Here is an 18,692-nt window from a genome sequence, read left to right as displayed (position 1 = left end):
GGGGAGAAACGGATGTCACCCGCGAACCAGCCCGCCCAGCCCCAGCCCTCGCACGCGCCCGAACTCCGCGCCGCCGCCCGCCACCTGGGCCGTCGCCGCTTCCTGACCGTCACCGGAGCCGCCGCCGCGCTCGCCTTCTCCGTGAACCTGCCGGCCGCCGGCACCGCGAGCGCCGCCGAACTGGACGCCGCGCGGCTCACCGACGACCCCTTCACGCTCGGCGTCGCCTCGGGCGACCCGCAGTCCGGCTCCGTCCTGCTGTGGACCCGCCTGGCCCCCGTCCCGTACCAGGCGGACAGCGGACTGCCCGCGCAACGCGTCGAGGTGGGCTGGGAGGTGGCCCTGGACGAACGGTTCCGCCGCGTCGTCAGAAGGGGCACGGCCACCGCCCACCCCGAGTTCCACCACACCCTGCACGTCGAGGTGGACCACCTCGCACCCGGCCACGTCCACTTCTACCGCTTCCGCGCCGGCCGCTGGATCAGCCCCGTGGGCCGCACCCGCACCGCGCCCTCCTCCTACAGCCGGGTCTCCGACCTCACCTTCGGCGTCGTCTCCTGCCAGAAGTACGACGAGGGGTACTACACCGCGTACCGGCACCTGGCCCAGGAGGACGTGGACGTCGTCTTCCACCTCGGCGACTACCTGTACGAGTACGCCGTCAACGACGTCGGCGGCCAACGCGCCTACCCCGCGGGCACCCTGCCCGGCCTCTTCAACCACGAGACCGTGACCCTGGAGGACTACCGGCTGCGGTACGCCCTCTACAAGTCGGACCCCGACCTGCGGGCCGCGCACGCCGCCCACCCCTTCGTCGTCACCTGGGACGACCACGAGACCGAGAACAACTACGCGGACGAAACCCCGGAGAACAGCGTCCCGCCGGAGGAGTTCCTCATCCGCCGCGCCGCCGCCTACCGGGCGTACTGGGAGAACATGCCGCTGCGCCGTCCCCAGCTCCCCGACGGCGCGGACCTGCAGCTGTACCGCCGCCTGCACTGGGGCCGGCTGGCCCAGTTCGACGTGCTCGACACCCGCCAGTACCGCTCCAACCAGGCGTACGGCGACGGCTGGCAGTTCTCCGGACCGGAGTCCGAGGACCCCTCGCGCACCCTGACCGGCTCCACCCAGGAGCGCTGGCTGATCAACGGCTGGCACCGGTCTAACGCCCTGTGGAACGTGGTGCCCCAGCAGGTCACCTTCGCCCGCCGGTACAACTCCGCCACCCTGCCGTCCAAGGTCTCCATGGACTCCTGGGACGGCTACCCGGCCTCCCGCGACCGAGTGCTGGCCGGCGCGCAGGCCGCCGGGATCGAGAACCTGATGGTGCTCACCGGCGACGTGCACGTCTCCTACGGCTTCGACATCAAGCGCGACTTCGACGACCCCGGCTCCCGCACCCTGGGCACCGAGATCGTCACCACCTCCGTCACCAGCGGCCGCGACGGCTCCGAGAAGCCGTCCAACTGGGACACCCTCATGGCCGCCAACCCGCACCTGAAGTTCTTCAACGGGCGGCGCGGCTACGCGAAGGTGTCGCTCGGCCGGGAACTGGCGCGCGCCGACTTCAGGACGGTGTCCCACGTGACCACGCAGGGCGCGCCCGTCACCACCGCCGGGTCCTTCGTGACGGAAGTGGGGGAGCAGGGCCTCAAGCCGGCGTGACCGCACGCTCCTCGCCGGGATAGCGGACGCCGACGCGCTCACGGATCGCGTCGAGCGTCCGCATCACCGCCAGCGTGCCGTCGAGCGGCACCAGCGGCGACTCCGTCTCCCCGGCCCGCAGCGCCCGCATCACCTCGCGCGCCTCGTGCTGGAGGCTGGCCCGGGGGCCGTCGGCCGGGTCGGCCCGGAACTCCTCCGGGTCCCTGCCGTCCCGGTGCAGGACGAAGCGGTCCGGGAAGAAGAAGCCGTGCGGGACGTCCACGCGGCCCTCGGAGCCGGTGACCGTGGCGGAGTTGGGGGTGCCGCCGACGATGGAGCAGTGCACCGACGCCAGCGCGCCGCTCCCGTAGGAGAGCAGGGCGCCCGTCTGGAGGTCGACGCCCTCGTCCGAGAGGACCGACCGCGCGACGACGTCCGACGGCTCACCGAGCAGCAGCTGCGCGAACGACACCGGGTACACGCCCAGGTCCAGCAGCGCGCCGCCGCCCTGCGCGGGGTCGCGCAGACGGTGGGTGGGAGGGAAGGGGCCCGCCAGCCCGAAGTCCGCGTGGACGCTGCGGATCTCGCCGATCGCGCCGTCGGCGACGAGTGCCTTCAGGCGGCGTACCAGCGGGTTGCAGTACATCCACATCGCTTCCATGAGGAAGACGCCGCGCCGCCGGGCGAGCGCGACCAGCTCCTCCGCCTCGCGCGCGTTCAGCGTGAAGGGCTTCTCGCAGAGCACGTTCCGGCCCGCCTCCAGGCACAGGCCGGCGGCCCTGCGGTGCGCGGAGTGCGGCGTGGCGACGTACACCACGTCGACGTCCTCGTCGCGCGCCAGCGTCTCCCAGCCGCCGTACGCCCGCGGTATCCCGAAGCGCTCCGCGAACGCCCGCGCCGACTCCTCGGTCCGCGAGGCCACCGCCACGACCTCCGCGTCCGGCAGATCGACCAGATCCGCCGTGAACGTCGCCGCCATCCCGCCGGTCGCCAGAATCCCCCAGCGCACCTTCTGCCCGGTCACCGCTGACACGCTGCCCCACCCTCGCTCAGGTTTGTTCGAGTCTGTTCGTTCAACTGCGTACGAGCTGAGAGCATAGGTGGCGGATCTGTAGAAGAGGGAGGGGCACATGCCCGAGCGCGGGCCGTCCACATCGTACGAATCGACCGACATCACGAGCCCCGGAACGGGGCCGGCCGTCCACTCGCTGCGCGCCGCCCGCCGCACCGGGCTGCTCGTCACACTCATCCTCGGCAGCCTCACCGCGACGCCACCGCTGGCGATGGACATGTACCTCCCCTCGCTCCCGGAGGTCACCCGGTCCCTGAACGCGCCCGCCGCGACCGTCCAGCTCACGCTCACCGCCTGCCTGGCCGGCATGGCCCTCGGCCAGCTCCTCGTCGGGCCGATGAGCGACAAGTGGGGACGCCGGCGTCCGCTCCTCGCCGGGCTCGCGGTCTACGTCGTCGCCACCGCCCTGTGCGCCATCGCGCCCACCGTCGAACTCCTCGTCGCCTTCCGGCTGATCCAGGGGCTCGCGGGCGCCGCCGGGATCGTCATCGCCCGGGCCGTGGTCCGCGACCTCTACGACGGTGTGGCCATGGCCCGCTTCTTCTCCACCCTCATGCTGATCTCCGGCGTCGCGCCGATCGTGGCACCGCTCATCGGCGGGCAGATCCTGCGGGTGACGGACTGGCGGGGTGTGTTCGTCGTCCTCGTCGTGGTCGGGGTGGTGCTCGGCGTCGTGGTCTGGGCCAAGCTGCCCGAAACGCTGCCCGAGGCCGAACGGCACGCGGGCGGGGCCCGGGACACCCTCCGCGCGATGCGCGGGCTGCTCGCCGACCGCGCCTTCACCGGCTACATGCTCGCGGGCAGCTTCGCCTTCGCGTCCCTGTTCGCCTACGTCGCCGCCTCCCCGTTCGTCATCCAGGAGATCTACGGCGCCTCCGCGCAGACCTTCAGCCTGCTGTTCGGGCTCAACTCGATCGGCCTGGTCGTCGTCGGCCAGATCAACGGCAAGATCCTCGTCGGGCGGGTCCGGCTGGACCGGGTGCTCTGCGTCGGCCTCGTGATCGTCATCGCCGCCGCGACCGCGCTGCTGCTGATGTCCCTGGGCGTCTTCGGCGAGGTCGGGCTCGTACCGGTGGCCGCCGCGCTGTTCGTGCTGATGTCCGCGATGGGGATCAGCCTGCCGAACACCCAGGCGCTGGCCCTGATGCGGGTGAAGAAGTCGGCCGGCTCCGCGTCCGCGCTGCTCGGCACGTCCTCCTTCCTCGTCGGCGCGGTCGCCTCCCCGCTGGTGGGGATCGGCGGCGAGGACACCGCCCTGCCGATGGCCGTCGTCCAGCTGACGGCGGCGGTGGCGGCGCTCGGCTTCCTCGTGTTCCTCGTGGGCATGGGGCGTCCCCCGGCGGGGCGGGCGAGCGTGCGGGGAGCCGCGAGCGGGCAGGGAGCGGAGAACTGAGCGCTCCGAGACTGCGCAGTGGCAGCCCCGAGCGGGCCGGGCTCGATCCCGGGCAGCTCCGCCGTGCCGTCGCCGACGTGCACGCCCTCACCGCCGGCCGGCGGCCCTGGGCGGCGGGGGCCGTCGTGGCCGTCGGGCGCGGGCCCGTGCTCGCCGTCGAGGAGGCGGCGGGGTGGGCCGTGCGGTACGCCGCCCACGACCCGCGCACCGACCGCGGGGTGGAGCTGCCGGAGGGGGAACGGGTGCCGATGAGCGTGGCGACACCGTTCGACCTGGCGTCCCTCACGAAGCTGTTCACCTCGGTCGCCGCGGTGCAGCAGATCGAACGGGGCACGCTCGGCATCGACGCGGAGGTGGGCGCGTACCTGCCGGACTTCCGGGGCGCCGCCGAGCACCGGGTCACCGTGCGGCAGCTGCTCACCCACACCTCCGGGCTGCGGCCCGAACTCCCGCTGTACGACTGCGCGGACGACGCGGAGCGGCTGGCGCTGCTGCGGGCGGAGCGGCCGGTGGGGGTGCCGGGTACGTACTGCTACTCGGACCTGAACATGCTGCTCCTCCAGCAGGTGCTGGAGCACATCACCGGGCGCGGCCTCGACGTCCTCGTCCGGGACGGGATCACCCGGCCGCTGGGCATGACGGCGACGGGCTTCGGGCCGTGCCCGGGGGCGGCGGCGACGGAGGACCAGCGGCGGCCGTGGGCGAAGGCCGACCGGGGGATGCTGCGAGGGGTCGTCCACGACGAGAACGCGTGGGCGCTGGGCGGGGTGGCCGGGCACGCGGGGCTGTTCTCGACCGGGCGTGACCTCGCGGTCTTCTGCCGGGCGCTGCTCGGGGGCGGGGCGTACGGGCCGGCCCGCATCCTCGGTCCCGACTTCGTGGAGCTGCTGCTCGCCGAGCCGGGGCTGGGGTTCGCCCTCGACCAGGCGTGGTTCATGGGGGAACTGGCGGGACGCGGGGCGGCGGGACACACCGGGTTCACCGGCACGATGCTGGTCCTCGACCGCGTGACGGACACCTTCGCGATCCTCCTCGCGAACACGGTCCACCCACGCCGGAGGGCCGCTGCCAACGGGCCCAGGGCGGGGGTGTGCACGCGGGTGGCCCGCGCGGTACGGGACGCCTGACGGCGGTGTAGGGGGGCGGTGGGCCTGCGGGACCTCCGTAGCCGCGGGCAGATGTGCCGCCTGGGGCGGCACGGGTGGGCGCGGCGGCACCCGGTAAGCGCCGGTCCGCGTCACCCACCCCCCGGCCCGCACCCACGCCGGGTGCCAGATGACCCCCGACCCCGGTCCGCGCCCGCCCCGCACCCGCCCCGCGCAGCCCCTCGTAGAATCGTCGCGTGAACGACCCCGCCGACATCCTGCGCGCCGCCCTCGCCGACCTCGTCGACGGGCTGCCGCCGCGGCAGGCCGCACAGGCCGTGGAGCGGCTGATCGGGAAGTACCGGGGCGACACCCCGACCGACGCCCCCATCCTCCGCGACCGCGCCGACGTCGTCGCCTACGCCGCCTACCGCATGCCCGCCACCTTCGCCGCCGTACGCTCCGCGCTGGCCGCGTTCGCGGACGCCGTGCCGGGGTGGGTGCCGGGCAGCCACGTGGACGTGGGCGGCGGGACCGGTGCCGCGACCTGGGCCGTCAGCGACGTCTGGGGGGGCCGCCGCCCGGTGACCGTGCTGGACTGGGCGGAGCCCGCCCTCGCCCTCGGCCGGGAGATCGCCGCCTCCCACCCCGCCCTGCGCGACGTCCGCTGGCAGCGCTCCCGGATCGGAGCGGCCCTCACCGTCGAGAACGCCGACCTCGTCACCGTCTCCTACGTGCTCAACGAGCTGACCCCCGCGGACCGGGCCGCTCTCGTCGACGCCGCCGCCGGCGCCGCCCGGGCCGTCGTGATCGTGGAGGCCGGCACCCCCGCCGGGTACGCCCGCGTCATCGAGGCCCGCGACCGGCTCGTCGCCGCCGGATTCCACGTCGCCGCGCCCTGCCCGCACAGCGCCGCCTGCCCCATCGTGCCCGGCACGGACTGGTGCCACTTCGCGGCGCGGGTCAGCCGTTCCTCCCTGCACCGGCAGGTCAAGAGCGGGTCCCTCGCCTACGAGGACGAGAAGTTCAGCTACGTCGCCGCCACCCGCCTCCCGGTCTCACCGGCCCCCTCCCGTGTGGTCCGGCGGCCGCAGATCCGCAAGGGGCAGGTGCTGCTCGACCTCTGCGAGCCGGACGAGCGGCTGGAGCGGCGGACGGTCACCAAACGGCACGGCGACCTGTACAAGGCGGCGCGGGACGCGGCCTGGGGGGATGCCTGGCCGGGGGCGGCGGACGGCAACCCCGCGAACCAGTAGGGCCGTTGGGCGCAGACCCCGCCGCCACACCGACCGGGCCCGGTCTCACGACGCCTTGTCCGGCGAGACGGGGCGTCTTGTCAACCTGATAGATTCGGGACATGGCCGCTCAGAAACCCGCCCACGCCCCCGACAAGCCGACCCCCGACGCCACCCGGCGCAGTCAGCGCTCCCGCCAGGCCATCTACGACGCCGCCCTCGCCCTCGTGGGGGAGGCCGGCTACCCCAAGACCACCATCGAGGGCATCGCCGCCCGCGCCGGCGTCGGCAAGCAGACGATCTACCGCTGGTGGTCCTCCAAGGCGGACGTCCTGCTGGAGGCCTTCCTCGACCTGGGCGACCGCGCCGCGCGGGCCGCGGGTGCCGAGGGGCAGGCGACGTACGCCATCCCGGACACCGGCGACCTCGCCGCCGACCTCAAGGCCGTACTGCGCGCCACCGTCGACGAACTGCGGGACCCGGCGTTCGAGGTCCCCTCCCGTGCCCTGGCGGCCGAGGGCCTCGTCGACGAGCAGCTCGGCCGGCGGTTCGTCGCCAAGCTCCTGGAGCCCTCGCTCCAGCTCTACGTCGACCGGCTGCGGTCCGCCCAGGCCGCCGGCCAGGTGCGGACGGACATCGACCCGCGCATCGGACTGGAACTCTTCGTCTCCCCGCTCGCCCAGCGCTGGCTCCAGCACACCGCGCCGATCTCCTACGAGTACACCGACACCCTCGTCGACTACGCGCTCCACGGGCTCGCCCCTCGGTGACCAGGGAAGTTTGTCCCTTCACGACCCCGAAGCGCGGAATGGTGCGACCATAGGGCATGCTGGTGCGCACGACGGCGAGGCAAGGGGTTTGATGAGCGCGGAGTTCGGCGGTCGGAGCGGTCTGCAGGGCAAACTCTCCTCGTGGCTGCGCGGACGCCGCCCCAAGGAGGCCGCCGGTGACGGTGGCCGGGAGGACCTGCTGCTCGCCGCCGCCGGTGCGGGACTGCCGCTGGCGCCGGCCGCGCACCCCGCCGGATACCGTTGCTCCTGCGACCGCGTGGGCTGTCCCACCCCGGCGCGGCACCCGGTCTCCTTCGCCTGGCAGACCCAGTCCACCACCGACCGGTCGCAGATCGAGCGCTGGGCCCGGCATCAGCCCGAGGCCAACTTCATCACCGCGACCGGCATGGTCCACGACGTCCTCGACGTGCCCCTGGAGGCCGGTCGCGAGGCGGTCCGGCGGCTGCTGGACGCCGGCATCGACGTCGGCCCGGTCGCCGAGAGCGACGACGGCCGCATGCTGCTGTTCACCCTCACCCGCGGCACCCCCGAGGACGAGGACGAGTGGTGGCCCTGCGAGCTGGACTGCCACCCCGAGACCATGGACGAGCACCCCGGGCTGCGCTGGCACTGCCGCGGGTCCTACGTACTCGTACCGCCCGCCCGGCTGCCCGGCGAGGACCGCACGGTGCACTGGGTGCGCGGCCCCGAGCACCCGCTGCCGGACCCGCTGACCCTGCTGGAGACCCTCACCGACGCCTGTGCCCGGCACGCCGGCGAGGAGAACGACCACGCGGGCACGGCCTGGCCGCTGCGCCGCTGAGCCCCGGCGGCGGGGGCTACTCGCCCTTCGCCGACGTCAGACCCTGCACCCGGCCCAGGATCGACACCTTCCCGTCCGCCGGGTCCAGCGCCACCTCGTTGGACACGAACTCCATCGTCAGCGACTGCTTGATCTCGCCGTCCGTCAGCGCCAGCACGTCCTTGTTCGGCGTCGGCACCGCCGCGCCCCGCGCCGAGGTCTGCTTCTCGTAGTGCCGCGTGGTGAAGAACACCAGCGCACCGCCGTCCTTCGTACGCAGCGCCAGCGGCGCGTAGTCGCCGTTCGTCAGCGGCTCGTCGATGAACTGGGTGACCAGTCCGGGCCGGCTCGACCGCTTCTCCCGCACCTTCCGCCAGGAACTGGTGTGCACGCCGTCCGCGAAGGACGCGCCGCCGTCCCGCAGATACGTCGTGTAGTCCTTGCTCAGCTCGCCCGGCGGGGCGGCCAGATCCGCCGAGTTGGCGGGGACCGCCTCGGCCCAGCCGTCCGCGTCGGTCTTGAACTCGGGCATCCGGTCCGGGGCGACCAGCGTCAGGTACGTCGCCTGCCAGGTCTCGTCCAGGCCGTCGCGGGTGAACACCACCAGCCAGCGCGACGTTCCGCCCTTGTTGGCCTTGGTGTCCGCGACGAACCAGCGGGGCCAGCCCGCCTTCTTCGGGATCGTGTACTTCGCGTCGGTCAGCTCCAGCGGAGCGTGCGCCGGGTTGCCGTCCGGGTGGTTGGTCCGGCCCGCCTTCAGCCGCGCCGAGTCGATGGCGGCCAGGGCGCCGGCGGTGTGGTCGGCGTCCAGGGACACGTCGTACGCCTTGTCGGCGGCGTTGTACGCGGAGGTGAACTGTTCGAGCGCCTCGGCGGCTTCGGCCCGGGTGGCCGAGGGGAGCACCTCGCGCTCCCCGTGCACCACCACGCATCCGCTCGCCGTCACCGACAAAGCGGTCACCGAGGCCGCCGTGAGTATCTTCCGGTCAAGCCGGTGGGGCCTTCGAGGGCCGCGATCCCTGCTCATCAGGTTCCTTCACCTTCCCCTTCCCGGAGGCGAACCCTACCGGGGCCAGGTGGCGTCCGGACGCCGGGACCGGGGACAGCGGCCACACCGTGACCTCCGCTCACATCTCGCGGCGCGGGACGACCAGCAGCGCGCCCGTGCGCGGGTGCGGCAGCACCTCCACCGGCTGGTCGTAGACCTCGGAGAGAAGGCGCTCGGCGAACACCTCCGCCGGAGGGCCCTCGGCCGCGATCCGGCCCGCCCGCAGGATCGCCACCCGGTCCGCGTACGCCGCCGCCAGCGCGAGGTCGTGCAGGACGACGACCACCGCGTCCCCGGCCCGCGCCCGCTCCCGGCACAGACACAGGACGAGTTCCTGGTGCCGCAGGTCCAGGGCCGCGGTCGGTTCGTCGAGCAGGAGCAGGGGGGCGCGCTGCGCGAGGACCCGGGCGAGCGCCACCCGGGCCCGCTCGCCGCCGCTCAGCGCGGAGAAGGGGCGCCCGGCGAAGCCGGTCACCTCCGTACGCGCCATCGCCTCGGCCACCGCCGCGTCGTCCTCTTCCTCCCGGTCGCTCCCCGCCCAGGGCGCCCGGCCCATCCGGACCACCTCCGCCACCGGGAACGGGAAGGACAGCGACGCCGACTGGGGCAGTACCGCCCGGCGCAGCGCCAGTTCGGACGCCGACCACCGGTCCACCGCACGGCCGTGCACGCGTACCAGCCCCTCGGCGGCCGGGACATCGGCGGCGAGGGCACCCAACAGGGTCGACTTCCCCGCTCCGTTGGGACCGACCAGGGCCAGCACCTCGCCCGCCCGGACGGTGACGCCGACCCCGTCAAGGACCGGCCGCCCGCCGAGGCGCACGCGCAGACCCTCGGCCTCGGCGAGCACGTCGCCGGGCGCGGCCGGGGGCGGCGGCAGCGGGCGGGACGGCACGAGCCGCAGCAGGGCCCGCGTCCTCGACTCCTTCGTGGCTCTCATGCCCAACCCCCTTGCCTGCGCCGGGTGCGGCGCAGCAGCCAGAAGAAGAACGGGCTGCCCAGCAGCGCCGTCAGCACTCCGAGCGGCAGCTCCGCGGGCTCCGCCACCGTGCGCGCGGCCAGGTCGGCGGCGAGCAGCACGAGCGCGCCGAGCAGCGCGCTGCCCGGGATCAGGAAACGGTGGCCCGGACCGGCGGCCATCCGCAGCAGGTGCGGCACGACGAGGCCGACGAACCCGATCACCCCGGCGACGCTCACGGCCGCCGCCGTCAGCAGCGCGATGACCAGCACCAGCACGATCCGCAGGCGCTCCACCTCCACGCCCAGGTGCCGGGCCGGGCGTTCGCCCAGCGCCAGGAGGTCGAGGCGGCGGGCGTACAGCGGGGCGAGCCCGAGTCCGAGGGCCGCGCACGGCAGTACCGCCAGCACCTTCGGCCAGGTCGCCTGGGCGAGCGAGCCCAGCTGCCAGAAGGTGATCTGGTTGACCGCCGCCGTGTCCGCGAAGAACAGGAACAGGCCGATCAGCGCGCCCGCGAAGGCGTTCACGGCGATACCGGTGAGGATCAGCGTGACCACCTCCGTGCGGCCGCCCGCGCGGGACATGGCGTACACGACGAGGACCGTGACCAGGCCGGAGACGAACGCGAAGACGGACACCGTCCAGTTGCCGAGGAAGTCCAGCCCGAACGCGATGGCGCCGACCGCGCCGACCGCCGCGCCCGAGGAGACGCCGATGACGCCCGGTTCGGCCAGCGGGTTGCCGAACACACCCTGCATCAGCGCGCCCGCGCAGCCCAGCGAGGCGCCGACGAGCAGGGCGAGGACGATCCTCGGGAACCGCACGTTCCACAGCACCGACTCGGCCACCCGGTCCAGTTCGGTGGAGCCGAGCCCGGTGCGGTGCAGCAGGGAGCCGAGCACGTCGCCGAGGGGGACCGGGTAGGCGCCGGTGCCGGCCGCGACCGGCACCAGGACCAGCAGGCCGGCGGTGAGGGCGACGGTCAGCAGCCAGGCGGTGGTGCGCCGGGTGCGGGGCGGCGCCGGGTCGGCGGGTGCCTGGGGGCGGACCGGCTTGTCCAGTACGGTCACCGCGCGCCGTCCTCGCCGTACAGCTGCGCCACGACCGACTCGAGCACCTGGTCGGTGCGCGGACCGTAGTTGAGGAGGACGCCGTCCTCGACGGAGACGATCCTGCGGTCCATCCCGGCCGGGGTCTGGGCGACGCCGGGGATCTTCACCAGGCCGTCGACGCCGCCGACGGACTCCAGGCCCTTGCTCATCACGAGGATCGCGTCCGGCGCGGCCTTCACCAGGGCCTCGCTGGTGATCGGGGTGAAGTCCTTGTCCAGGCCCGAGGCGGCTCCCGCGTCCACCGCCCCGGCCGCCTCGATCAGCGAACCGGCACCCGAGTCCGCGCCGCCGATGAGGTAGACGGAGGCCGAGCCGCGCAGGTACAGGAAGGCGACCCGCGGCTTCTCCCCGTGCGGAACGTCCTTGCGGGCGGCCTCGATCCGCTCCTGAGAGCGGCGCGTCAGCTCCTTCCCGGCCGCCGGTACGCCGAGGGCGTCGGCGACCGTCCGGATGCGCGGACCCACGTCGTCCAGGCCCCCCGCCGCCTCGACGAACAGCACCGGGACCCCGGCGGCGCGGATCTGGTCCACCGCCTCCGCCGGTCCCGTGGTGGTCTCGGCGATCACCAGGTCCGGCCTGAGCGACAGCACGCTCTCCGCGGAGACGTCGTGGCCCCGGGTGACCACCGGCAGCTTCGACGCCTGCTCGAAGGTGGCGGTGACGTCGCGGGCGACGACACGGTCGCCGAGTCCGAGGGTGAACACGATCTCGCTGAGGCTGCCGGACAGGGGGACGACGCGCTCGGCCTCCTCCACCGTGACCTTCTCGCCGCCCGCGGAGCGGACGGTCGCCGGGAGCCGGGGCGTGGGTCTGGCGGCCAAGGGCTCGACCTGGTTGGCCACAGACTGCCCGGCGGCCGGGGTTCCCGAGCCGGCCGGGGTGCCGGGCGAAGCCTCCGAGGAGCCTGAGCATCCGGTCGCCGTCAGGGTGAGGGCGAGCACGGACACTGCTGCTCCCGCCAGTCGGTTCCGCAAGCGTCGCACGATCCGTCCCGTCCTTCCGTCGACTGCCGGTATCAGTCCGCTAGAGCTTAGGTTAGCCTTACCTTCGTTCGCTACCGGCCCCCCGATCCGGAGGACTTCGCCATGCCCGCCCGCCTTCGCGCCCTGGTCACCGTGGTGTGCGCGGTCGTCCTCGGAGCCCTGCTCCCCACGACCGCCGCCCACGCCGAGAGCCGGACCGTGCAGGGCGGACGGCTCGACTGGGGCATCAAGTCGTCGTTCCAGAGCTACGTCACCGGGCCCATCGCCAAGGGGAGTTACTCGCTGACCGGGGGAGCGGCCACCGTCGGCGGCAGCGCCTTCCGCTTCCACTCCGCGACCGGCGCCTACGACGGCGACCGGGGCACCTTCCGGGCCGGCTTCTCCGGCGGTGTGCGCTTCCTCGGCCACCGCACGAGCGGCGGCGACCACCAGCTCGACCTCACCGTCAGCCGCCCCACCGTGAGCATCTCCGGCGCCACCGGCACGCTCCTCGTGGACGTCACCAGCAAGGCGAAGGGCACCGGGGCGGTCACGACGTCCCGTCAGGTGCCCTTCGCCACCCTCTCCCTCGGCTCGATCGACATGCGGGGCGGCGGCGACACCGTGGCCCTGACCAACGTGCCCGCCACCCTCACCGCCCAGGGCGCCCGCTCCTTCGCCGGGTACTACACCGCCGGCACCGCCCTCGACCCGGTGAGCCTGTCCGCCGACGTCGCGGCGGCGGCGCGGCAGCCGGAGAAGAAGCCGGGCGGCACCCCCACCCCGGCCGACAAGTCCCCGAAGCCCAAGGCGGCTCCGGGCGGCGCGATCAAGGACGGGGCCGTCGACTGGGGCGTGCGCCGCACCTTCCGCGAGTACGTCACCGGCGACATCGCCGACGGCCGGTGGACGCTCTCCGCGGGCGCCCAGGACGGCGGCGCGCTCTTCCGCTTCCCCGGCGGCGAGGGCACGTTCGAGGACGGCGACCTCACCGCCGCCTTCGAGGGCGCCGTGCGCTTCACCGGCGCCCACGGCCTGGACCTGCGGCTGAGCGCCGTACGGACCACCGTCGAGGACGGCAGGGGCACCCTGTACGCCGACGTGACCGGCCCCGACGTCAAGGACCGCGAGGTGCCCCTGGTCACCTTCACCGCGAAGGACCTCAAGGCCACCGGCGGACTGGTGAAGGTGACCGAGGCCCCCGCGAAACTCACCGCGCGCGGCGCCGAGGCGTTCGGCGGCATGTACCAGGCGGGCACCGCCATGGACCCGCTGTCCCTGGCCGTCGCCCTCACCGCCGACGCCGAACTGCCCGCCCTGCCCGACCTCGGCAGCGAGCCCACGACCAGCCCGAGTCCGCGGCCCGCGAAGACCGGGGCCGGCGCCTCCGCCGCCCCCGTCGCGAGCGCCACGGACGACGGCGACTTCCCCGCCCTGCCCGTCTCCCTCACGGCCGGCGCCCTGCTGCTGGTGGCCGCGGCCCTCGTGGCCGTCGCCCTGCGCAGACGCCGGACCCGGCCCGCAGCGTCCCCCGCGGACGAGGGCTGACCCCCCGGAGACACACGACACCGGACCGCCCCACCGGCGACCCCTCATCCAAGGAGAACCGAGCCATGCCCGTCAGACGACGCCGCTCCACCGCCCTCGCCGCCGCCGTGGCCACCGCCGCCGCGCTCGGTGCCACCGTCCTCGTCACGGCCGGCGCCACCACCGCCACGGCGGCCGAGGTCCCGCTCAAGGACTACGAGCTGACCTGGGGCATCAAGCAGACGTACCGCAACTACGTCGGCATGTTCGGCACCTTCACCACCTCGGGCGGCGCCACCCAGGCCGCCGGCAACGGCGCCTTCACCTTCGTCGACGGCACCGGCGCCTACGACACCACGGGACACACCGTCGACCTGGCCTTCAAGGGCGGGCTGGTGAGCAAGTCCACGGCGCACGGCTTCGAGATCACGCTCACCGACGTGCGCTTCGACAGCAAGGCCGGTGAGATCACGGCCGACATCAAGAAGGTCGACACCTCCGCGGGCGCCCCCGAGACCACCGAGGGCGACGATGTCCCGCTCGCCACGGTCGCCGTGACCCGTGAGATGAAGGACATGGCCACCACGCTCACCGCCGAGGCGGGGGAGTACCTCGGCAGCGCGAGCTACGCGGGCGCGGCCGGCGACCCGCTGACGGTCGTCCAGAAGACGTCGCCGAGCACGCCGCCCGCCTCGCCGTCGTCCTCCCCGTCCCAGACGCAGACGCAGGAACCGTCCCCGTCCGCCTCGCAGACCGCCCCCACCGAGCAGCCCGAGACCGAGTCACCCGCCCCGACGCCGACGAAGACCACGGAGGCGAGCCCGTCCGCCTCCGCCACCAAGGGCGAGGTCGCCGACGGCACCCTCGGCTGGGGCGTGAAGCAGTCCTTCCGCGCCTACGTCGTCGGCCCCATAGCCAAGGGCAGGGTCACCGTCTCCGGCGGCGCCACCCAGGCGGCCGGCAACGGCGCCTTCACCTTCAAGGACGCCACCGGCACCTACGACACCGACGCCGACAAGCTCACCGCCGCCTTCCAGGGCGCCGTCAACTTCAAGGGCCACGAGTCGGGCGGCACCTACGGCCTCGACCTGACCCTGAGCAACCTCAAGGCCACCCTCGACGGCGGCAGCGGCAAGCTGAGCGCCGACGTGAACAGCCTCGGCACGCTCACCCAGGGCGTGGTGCTGGCCGACCTCAAGGCCAGGTCCGCCGACCTCACCGCCGAGAAGGACGTCATCACGGCCGACGACGTCGCCGCCACACTCACCGCGGCCGGCGCGAAGGCCTTCGGCGACTTCTACCCGGCCGGCACGGCCCTGGACACCGTCGACCTGTCGGTGGCGCTGAGCAGCGACGCCCAGCTCCCGGACGGCGGCTCGTCGGGCACGACCGGCGGCACGGGCGGCACCGGCGGCTCGGCAGGCGGGAGCACGGGAGGCACCGGAGGCACCGCCTCGACCATCGGCGGCACCGGCACGACCACGGGCGGCTCGACCGGCGGCGGCAGCCTCGCCACCACCGGCTCCGACATCCCGGGTCCGGCCCTGGCCGGGGCGGCGGGCGTCGCGGTCGCGATCGGCGCGGGCGCGGTCTACGCGACCCGCAGGCGCCGGACCCAGCAGTAGACCGGCGCGGGCCGGGGCGGACTCCCGTGCCGCCCCGGCCGCCCTCCGGACGATGCTTGAATGTTTCGGTGACTGACTACGACGTACTGCGCGTCTTCTGCGCGCCGAACGGCGGATACGGCAACGAGCTGGGCGTCGTCCGGGAGGGCTCCGTGGTGCCCGAGCCGGGGCGGCGGCAGGAGCTGGCCGCGAAACTCGGCTTCAGCGAGACGGTGTTCGTCGACGACCCGGAGCGGGGCGTCGTCGACATCTGGACGCCCACCCTGCGCCTGCCCTTCGCCGGGCACCCCTGTGTCGGCACGGCCTGGCTGCTCGACGTGCCCGAACTCGTCACCCCGGCCGGGGTGGTGGGCGCCCGGCTGGACGGGGAGTTCAGCTGGATCGAGGCCCGCCCCGAGTGGGCTCCGCCGCGCACCCTGCGCCAGTACGCCACCGCCGCCGAGGTGGACGAGCTGCCGGTGCCGCCGCCGGGCGAGCGAAGCGAGATGGGGGTCCCCCCGGACGAAGTCTGGGGGAGGCTGTACGCCTGGGCGTGGGAGGACGAGGCGGCGGGGCGCGTGCGGGCCCGTGCCTTCCCGGGCCGGGACGACGGCATCGACGAGGACGAGGCGACCGGCGCGGCGGCGCTGCTGCTGACCGCGCGGCTGGGCCGCGCGCTCAACATCACGCAGGGCGCCGGCTCGCAGATCCTCACCGCCCCGCAGCCGGAGGGCTGGGTCGAGATCGGCGGGCGCGTGCGTCTGGAGCGGTGAAGACGATCCGGCACCGCACCCGGTTCCTGGGCCGGATCAGGCGGACAGCGGGAACTCCTCGCCCAGCGCCCGGAAGACCCCCGTGTTCAGGGCGAAGGCACGCTTGCACTCGGCCACCACCCGCTGCTTCTCCAGATCGTCCGCGCGGATGCCGTCGAGCAGTTCGCGGTACTCCCGCTTGAAGGCGGCCGGGTTGCCGATCTCCTCGAAGACGTAAAACCGGACTCCGTCGCCCTTGCGAGCGAAGCCCCACGTCCGCTCCGCCTTGTCGCGGATGATCTGGCCGCCGGACAGGTCGCCGAGGTAGCGCGTGTAGTGGTGGGCGACGTACCCCGCGGGCCACCGATCGGCGCACTCGCGCACCCGTGCGGCGTACTCCCCCGTCGCGGGCAGGGCGGTCAGCCCCGCACGCCAGCCGGGGCCGCGCAGATGGGCCAGGTCCCGCTCCAGCGAGGCCAGCCGCAGCAGCTGCGGACGGATGAACGGACCCGCCACCGGGTCCGCCGCGAGGCGGTCGGCGGCGCTCTCCAGGGCTTCGTAGACGAACCACAGCTGCTCGGTGTAGCGCGCGTACGCGTCGACGCCGAGCCGGCCGCCGAGCAGGTCGCTCATGAACGTGGAGGTCTCGGCCTCCACGTGCTGCTCGTGCGACGCCGTGCGGATGAGGGTCGAGAAGGAGTCCATGGGCTGATTTTCTGTGGTTAGGCTTACCTAAGTCAAGAGTCTTTCCGACGGTCTGTCGGCAAGAGCCTACCCAGACGGGCGAAGGCCCGCACCTCCAAGAGGGCGGGCCTTCACCGGGCGCGGTCGGGGGTTACGGGAGGGTCAGGATCTCCGCCCCCGAGTCGGTCACCACCAGCGTGTGCTCGAACTGGGCCGTCCGCCGGCGGTCCTTCGTCACGACCGTCCAGCCGTCGTCCCACATGTCGTACTCGTGCGTCCCGAGCGTCAGCATCGGCTCGATGGTGAAGGTCATCCCGGGCTGGATGACCGTCGTCGCGTGCGGGCTGTCGTAGTGCGGGACGATGAGCCCCGAGTGGAACGACGTGTTGATGCCGTGCCCGGTGAAGTCCCGCACCACCCCGTACCCGAACCGCTTCGCGTACGACTCGATGACCCGGCCGATGATGTTGATCTGCCGTCCCGGCCGGACCGCCTTGATCGCGCGGGCCAGCGCCTCCCGGGTCCGCTCGACCAGCAGCCGGCTCTCCTCGTCCACCTCGCCGACCAGGTACGTCGCGTTGTTGTCGCCGTGCACGCCGCCGATGTACGCCGTCACGTCGAGGTTCACGATGTCGCCGTCGCGCAGCACCGTGGAGTCCGGGATGCCGTGGCAGATGACCTCGTTGACCGAGCTGCACAGCGACTTGGGGAAACCCCGGTAACCGAGCGTCGACGGGTAGGCCCCGTGGTCGCACATGTACGCGTGCGCCACCCGGTCCAGTTCGTCCGTCGTCACACCGGGCGCGATGAGCTTCGCGGCCTCCTCCATCGCCCGCGCCGCGATCCGCCCGGCCACGCGCATCGCCTCGATCGTCTCGGGCGTCTGCACCTCCGGACCGGTGTACGGCGTGGGTGCGGGCTTCCCGACGTACTCGGGCCGCCGGATGTTTCCGGGCACGGAACGGGTGGGAGACAGCTCCCCTGGTACGAGCAGCGACTGGCCAGACATGCCAAGGAGTCTAACCAGCGGGCATGGGGGAACATGTCGGTGGCGAGAGGAGCTGGTCATGGCCCTGTTCAAGAAGCGCACGGTCGGCAAGCCGGGCGAGTGGTACTACTGCCTGGAGCACAAGAAGGTCGAGGAGGGCCCGGAGTGCCCGGCGAAGAACCGCTTCGGACCCTACGCCTCCCGCGCCGAGGCCGAGCACGCGATGCAGACCGCCCGCGAGCGCAACCTCGAATGGGAGAACGACCCCAAGTGGCACGACGCCCCCGCGGGCCGTCCCGACGACGAGTGACCGCACGCCTGACCGGGCCCGCACCAGGTCTGGTGCCGGCCCGGCCGGGGCGTGTGCGCGCGGGGGCGGCGCAGGGCCCGGTGGGCGTCACCAGCCGGACGGAGGCGGCGCCGTCAGGTGGTCGGCCAGGCGGGACAAGCGGTCGCGGAAGCGGCGGCGGCCCCGGGGCGGCGGCACCGCGTTCTCCCCGGCCGCCGCGCTGACCAGGTGCTGCACCGTGTCCAGGTCCAGCTCGGCGCCGTCCGGCACGGTCAGCGCCTCGTGCGCCATCGCCGTCAGCTCCCGCTCGCCCGGACCGCGGTCGGTGCCCAGCGACAGCACCGTCGCACCCGCCCGGCGGGCGTCGTGCACCCGTTCAAGGAGCGGGGTACCCGGATCGGCGGGCGTCACCACGAGCAGCGTCTCCCCGCGCCGGGCCGCCGCCAGCCGCCCGAGGCCCACCGCCAGATGCGCCGGATCCGCCGGACGCGCGTCGTGCCGCACCAGCGTGGGCGCCAGCTCCGGCGTCCCCGACCACGCGGCCTCGTCCACCAGGTGCGCCGCGAGATGCCACGGCTCGTGCTCGGCGGTGCCCACGAGGAGCAGCCCGCCCCCGTGCGGGACCACCGACCCCCGCAGCGCCCCCGCGAATCTCCGGGTGGCCCCCAGCCACTCGGTCCCGGCGAGCACTTCCCGCAGCAGCGCGACCCGTACGGCGTCCATGCGGCCGCATCCTGCCGCAACCCCGCCCGCCCGGTCCGGCGTTC

18 protein-coding genes and 1 pseudogene are annotated in these 18,692 nt (G+C 73.8%); 10 read left to right on the top strand and 9 right to left on the bottom strand.

The genetic code is table 11. The features are described 5' to 3' along the window. The first annotated feature begins 12 nt into the window (after nucleotides 1-12). A complete protein-coding gene (locus ACFW01_RS21215; RefSeq protein ID WP_384505533.1) occupies nucleotides 13-1,665 on the top strand; it encodes an alkaline phosphatase D family protein in 1,653 nt (550 codons plus the stop codon). On the opposite strand, the gene ACFW01_RS21210 is transcribed toward ACFW01_RS21215, so the two are convergent. Continuing rightward, complete coding sequence (locus tag ACFW01_RS21210; RefSeq protein ID WP_234954663.1) at nucleotides 1,652-2,668, bottom strand: Gfo/Idh/MocA family protein; 1,017 nt, start codon at nucleotides 2,666-2,668, stop codon at nucleotides 1,652-1,654. The genes ACFW01_RS21215 and ACFW01_RS21210 overlap by 14 nt on opposite strands. Nucleotides 2,669-2,774: 106 nt before the next feature. Between ACFW01_RS21210 and ACFW01_RS21205 the strand changes: the two genes are divergently transcribed. The 5 genes from ACFW01_RS21205 to ACFW01_RS21185 all read left to right on the top strand — a co-directional run bounded on the left by ACFW01_RS21205 (nucleotide 2,775) and on the right by ACFW01_RS21185 (nucleotide 8,022). Next, a complete protein-coding gene (locus ACFW01_RS21205) occupies nucleotides 2,775-4,109 on the top strand; it encodes a multidrug effflux MFS transporter (protein ID WP_384505530.1) in 1,335 nt (444 codons plus the stop codon). 77 nt (nucleotides 4,110-4,186) lie between these two features. Continuing rightward, entirely contained in the window at nucleotides 4,187-5,236 is a 1,050-nt protein-coding gene (locus tag ACFW01_RS21200; RefSeq protein WP_234954026.1) for a serine hydrolase domain-containing protein, read from the top strand. Between the two features lie 215 nt (nucleotides 5,237-5,451). Beyond that, nucleotides 5,452-6,450, top strand: a complete 999-nt coding sequence (locus ACFW01_RS21195) for a small ribosomal subunit Rsm22 family protein (RefSeq protein ID WP_384505527.1) — start codon at nucleotides 5,452-5,454, stop codon at nucleotides 6,448-6,450. Nucleotides 6,451-6,551: 101 nt separating this feature from the next. After that, on the top strand, nucleotides 6,552-7,199 hold the full coding sequence (locus ACFW01_RS21190) for a TetR/AcrR family transcriptional regulator (protein ID WP_384505525.1): 648 nt from the start codon (nucleotides 6,552-6,554) through the stop codon (nucleotides 7,197-7,199). Nucleotides 7,200-7,290: 91 nt separating this feature from the next. Beyond that, a complete protein-coding gene (locus ACFW01_RS21185) occupies nucleotides 7,291-8,022 on the top strand; it encodes a bifunctional DNA primase/polymerase (RefSeq protein ID WP_384505522.1) in 732 nt (243 codons plus the stop codon). A 16-nt stretch (nucleotides 8,023-8,038) separates the two neighbouring features. On the opposite strand, the gene ACFW01_RS21180 is transcribed toward ACFW01_RS21185, so the two are convergent. The 5 genes and pseudogenes from ACFW01_RS21180 to ACFW01_RS21160 form a co-directional block, all read right to left on the bottom strand. Further along, complete coding sequence (locus tag ACFW01_RS21180; RefSeq protein ID WP_384505519.1) at nucleotides 8,039-9,028, bottom strand: hypothetical protein; 990 nt, start codon at nucleotides 9,026-9,028, stop codon at nucleotides 8,039-8,041. Continuing rightward, nucleotides 8,988-9,125: pseudogene (locus ACFW01_RS21175) on the bottom strand (iron transporter); the annotation flags it as partial. The gene ACFW01_RS21180 and the pseudogene ACFW01_RS21175, both read right to left, overlap by 41 nt. 3 nt (nucleotides 9,126-9,128) lie before the next feature. After that, nucleotides 9,129-9,989 (bottom strand): heme ABC transporter ATP-binding protein, encoded by an 861-nt coding sequence (locus tag ACFW01_RS21170; protein ID WP_384505516.1) that lies wholly within the window; start codon nucleotides 9,987-9,989, stop codon nucleotides 9,129-9,131. Then, nucleotides 9,986-11,077, bottom strand: coding sequence for a FecCD family ABC transporter permease (locus tag ACFW01_RS21165; RefSeq protein ID WP_384505512.1), 1,092 nt, complete (start codon nucleotides 11,075-11,077; stop codon nucleotides 9,986-9,988). Before ACFW01_RS21165 ends, ACFW01_RS21170 begins: the two co-directional genes overlap by 4 nt. Further along, complete coding sequence (locus tag ACFW01_RS21160) at nucleotides 11,074-12,102, bottom strand: hemin ABC transporter substrate-binding protein (protein WP_384505509.1); 1,029 nt, start codon at nucleotides 12,100-12,102, stop codon at nucleotides 11,074-11,076. Before ACFW01_RS21160 ends, ACFW01_RS21165 begins: the two co-directional genes overlap by 4 nt. 102 nt (nucleotides 12,103-12,204) lie before the next feature. On the opposite strand from ACFW01_RS21160, the gene ACFW01_RS21155 reads away from it, so the two are divergent. The 3 genes from ACFW01_RS21155 to ACFW01_RS21145 all read left to right on the top strand — a co-directional run bounded on the left by ACFW01_RS21155 (nucleotide 12,205) and on the right by ACFW01_RS21145 (nucleotide 15,985). Next, nucleotides 12,205-13,629: an HtaA domain-containing protein gene (locus tag ACFW01_RS21155; protein ID WP_384505506.1), complete on the top strand. Its 1,425-nt coding sequence runs from the start codon at nucleotides 12,205-12,207 to the stop codon at nucleotides 13,627-13,629. A 65-nt stretch (nucleotides 13,630-13,694) separates the two neighbouring features. Continuing rightward, nucleotides 13,695-15,233 carry an HtaA domain-containing protein gene (locus ACFW01_RS21150; RefSeq protein ID WP_384505503.1) on the top strand — a complete coding sequence of 513 codons (1,539 nt, stop codon included), beginning with the start codon at nucleotides 13,695-13,697 and terminating at the stop codon, nucleotides 15,231-15,233. Between the two features lie 68 nt (nucleotides 15,234-15,301). Further along, on the top strand, nucleotides 15,302-15,985 hold the full coding sequence (locus tag ACFW01_RS21145) for a PhzF family phenazine biosynthesis protein (RefSeq protein ID WP_384505500.1): 684 nt from the start codon (nucleotides 15,302-15,304) through the stop codon (nucleotides 15,983-15,985). A gap of 36 nt (nucleotides 15,986-16,021) precedes the next feature. Here ACFW01_RS21145 and ACFW01_RS21140 read toward each other — a convergent pair whose 3' ends face one another. Then, nucleotides 16,022-16,669, bottom strand: coding sequence for a heme oxygenase (biliverdin-producing) (locus tag ACFW01_RS21140; protein WP_384505497.1), 648 nt, complete (start codon nucleotides 16,667-16,669; stop codon nucleotides 16,022-16,024). Between the two features lie 130 nt (nucleotides 16,670-16,799). Continuing rightward, a complete protein-coding gene (gene map / locus ACFW01_RS21135) occupies nucleotides 16,800-17,657 on the bottom strand; it encodes a type I methionyl aminopeptidase (protein WP_234954002.1) in 858 nt (285 codons plus the stop codon). A 58-nt stretch (nucleotides 17,658-17,715) separates the two neighbouring features. Here map and ACFW01_RS21130 point away from each other — a divergent pair, with 58 nt between their 5' ends. Next, entirely contained in the window at nucleotides 17,716-17,946 is a 231-nt protein-coding gene (locus ACFW01_RS21130) for a hypothetical protein (RefSeq protein ID WP_114532660.1), read from the top strand. 87 nt (nucleotides 17,947-18,033) lie between these two features. Here ACFW01_RS21130 and ACFW01_RS21125 read toward each other — a convergent pair whose 3' ends face one another. Further along, entirely contained in the window at nucleotides 18,034-18,648 is a 615-nt protein-coding gene (locus ACFW01_RS21125; protein ID WP_384505494.1) for a hypothetical protein, read from the bottom strand. Nucleotides 18,649-18,692 lie beyond the last annotated feature (44 nt).

The sequence above is a fragment of the Streptomyces sp. NPDC058985 genome, from assembly GCF_042740985.1.
In the GTDB taxonomy this organism is placed as follows: Bacteria; Actinomycetota; Actinomycetes; order Streptomycetales; family Streptomycetaceae; genus Streptomyces.
This window is presented reverse-complemented; position numbering and strand designations above follow the sequence as displayed.

Coding starts and splice junctions, on each gene's coding strand:
- ACFW01_RS21180 (WP_384505519.1), bottom strand. CDS start 9,028: ATGAGCAGGGATCGCGGCCCTCGAAGGCCCCACCGGCTTGACCGGAAG.
- ACFW01_RS21155 (WP_384505506.1), top strand. CDS start 12,205: ATGCCCGCCCGCCTTCGCGCCCTGGTCACCGTGGTGTGCGCGGTCGTC.
- ACFW01_RS21125 (WP_384505494.1), bottom strand. CDS start 18,648: ATGGACGCCGTACGGGTCGCGCTGCTGCGGGAAGTGCTCGCCGGGACC.
- ACFW01_RS21185 (WP_384505522.1), top strand. CDS start 7,291: ATGAGCGCGGAGTTCGGCGGTCGGAGCGGTCTGCAGGGCAAACTCTCC.
- ACFW01_RS21140 (WP_384505497.1), bottom strand. CDS start 16,669: ATGGACTCCTTCTCGACCCTCATCCGCACGGCGTCGCACGAGCAGCAC.
- ACFW01_RS21205 (WP_384505530.1), top strand. CDS start 2,775: ATGCCCGAGCGCGGGCCGTCCACATCGTACGAATCGACCGACATCACG.
- ACFW01_RS21190 (WP_384505525.1), top strand. CDS start 6,552: ATGGCCGCTCAGAAACCCGCCCACGCCCCCGACAAGCCGACCCCCGAC.
- ACFW01_RS21170 (WP_384505516.1), bottom strand. CDS start 9,989: ATGAGAGCCACGAAGGAGTCGAGGACGCGGGCCCTGCTGCGGCTCGTG.
- map (WP_234954002.1), bottom strand. CDS start 17,657: ATGTCTGGCCAGTCGCTGCTCGTACCAGGGGAGCTGTCTCCCACCCGT.
- ACFW01_RS21150 (WP_384505503.1), top strand. CDS start 13,695: ATGCCCGTCAGACGACGCCGCTCCACCGCCCTCGCCGCCGCCGTGGCC.
- ACFW01_RS21130 (WP_114532660.1), top strand. CDS start 17,716: ATGGCCCTGTTCAAGAAGCGCACGGTCGGCAAGCCGGGCGAGTGGTAC.
- ACFW01_RS21215 (WP_384505533.1), top strand. CDS start 13: ATGTCACCCGCGAACCAGCCCGCCCAGCCCCAGCCCTCGCACGCGCCC.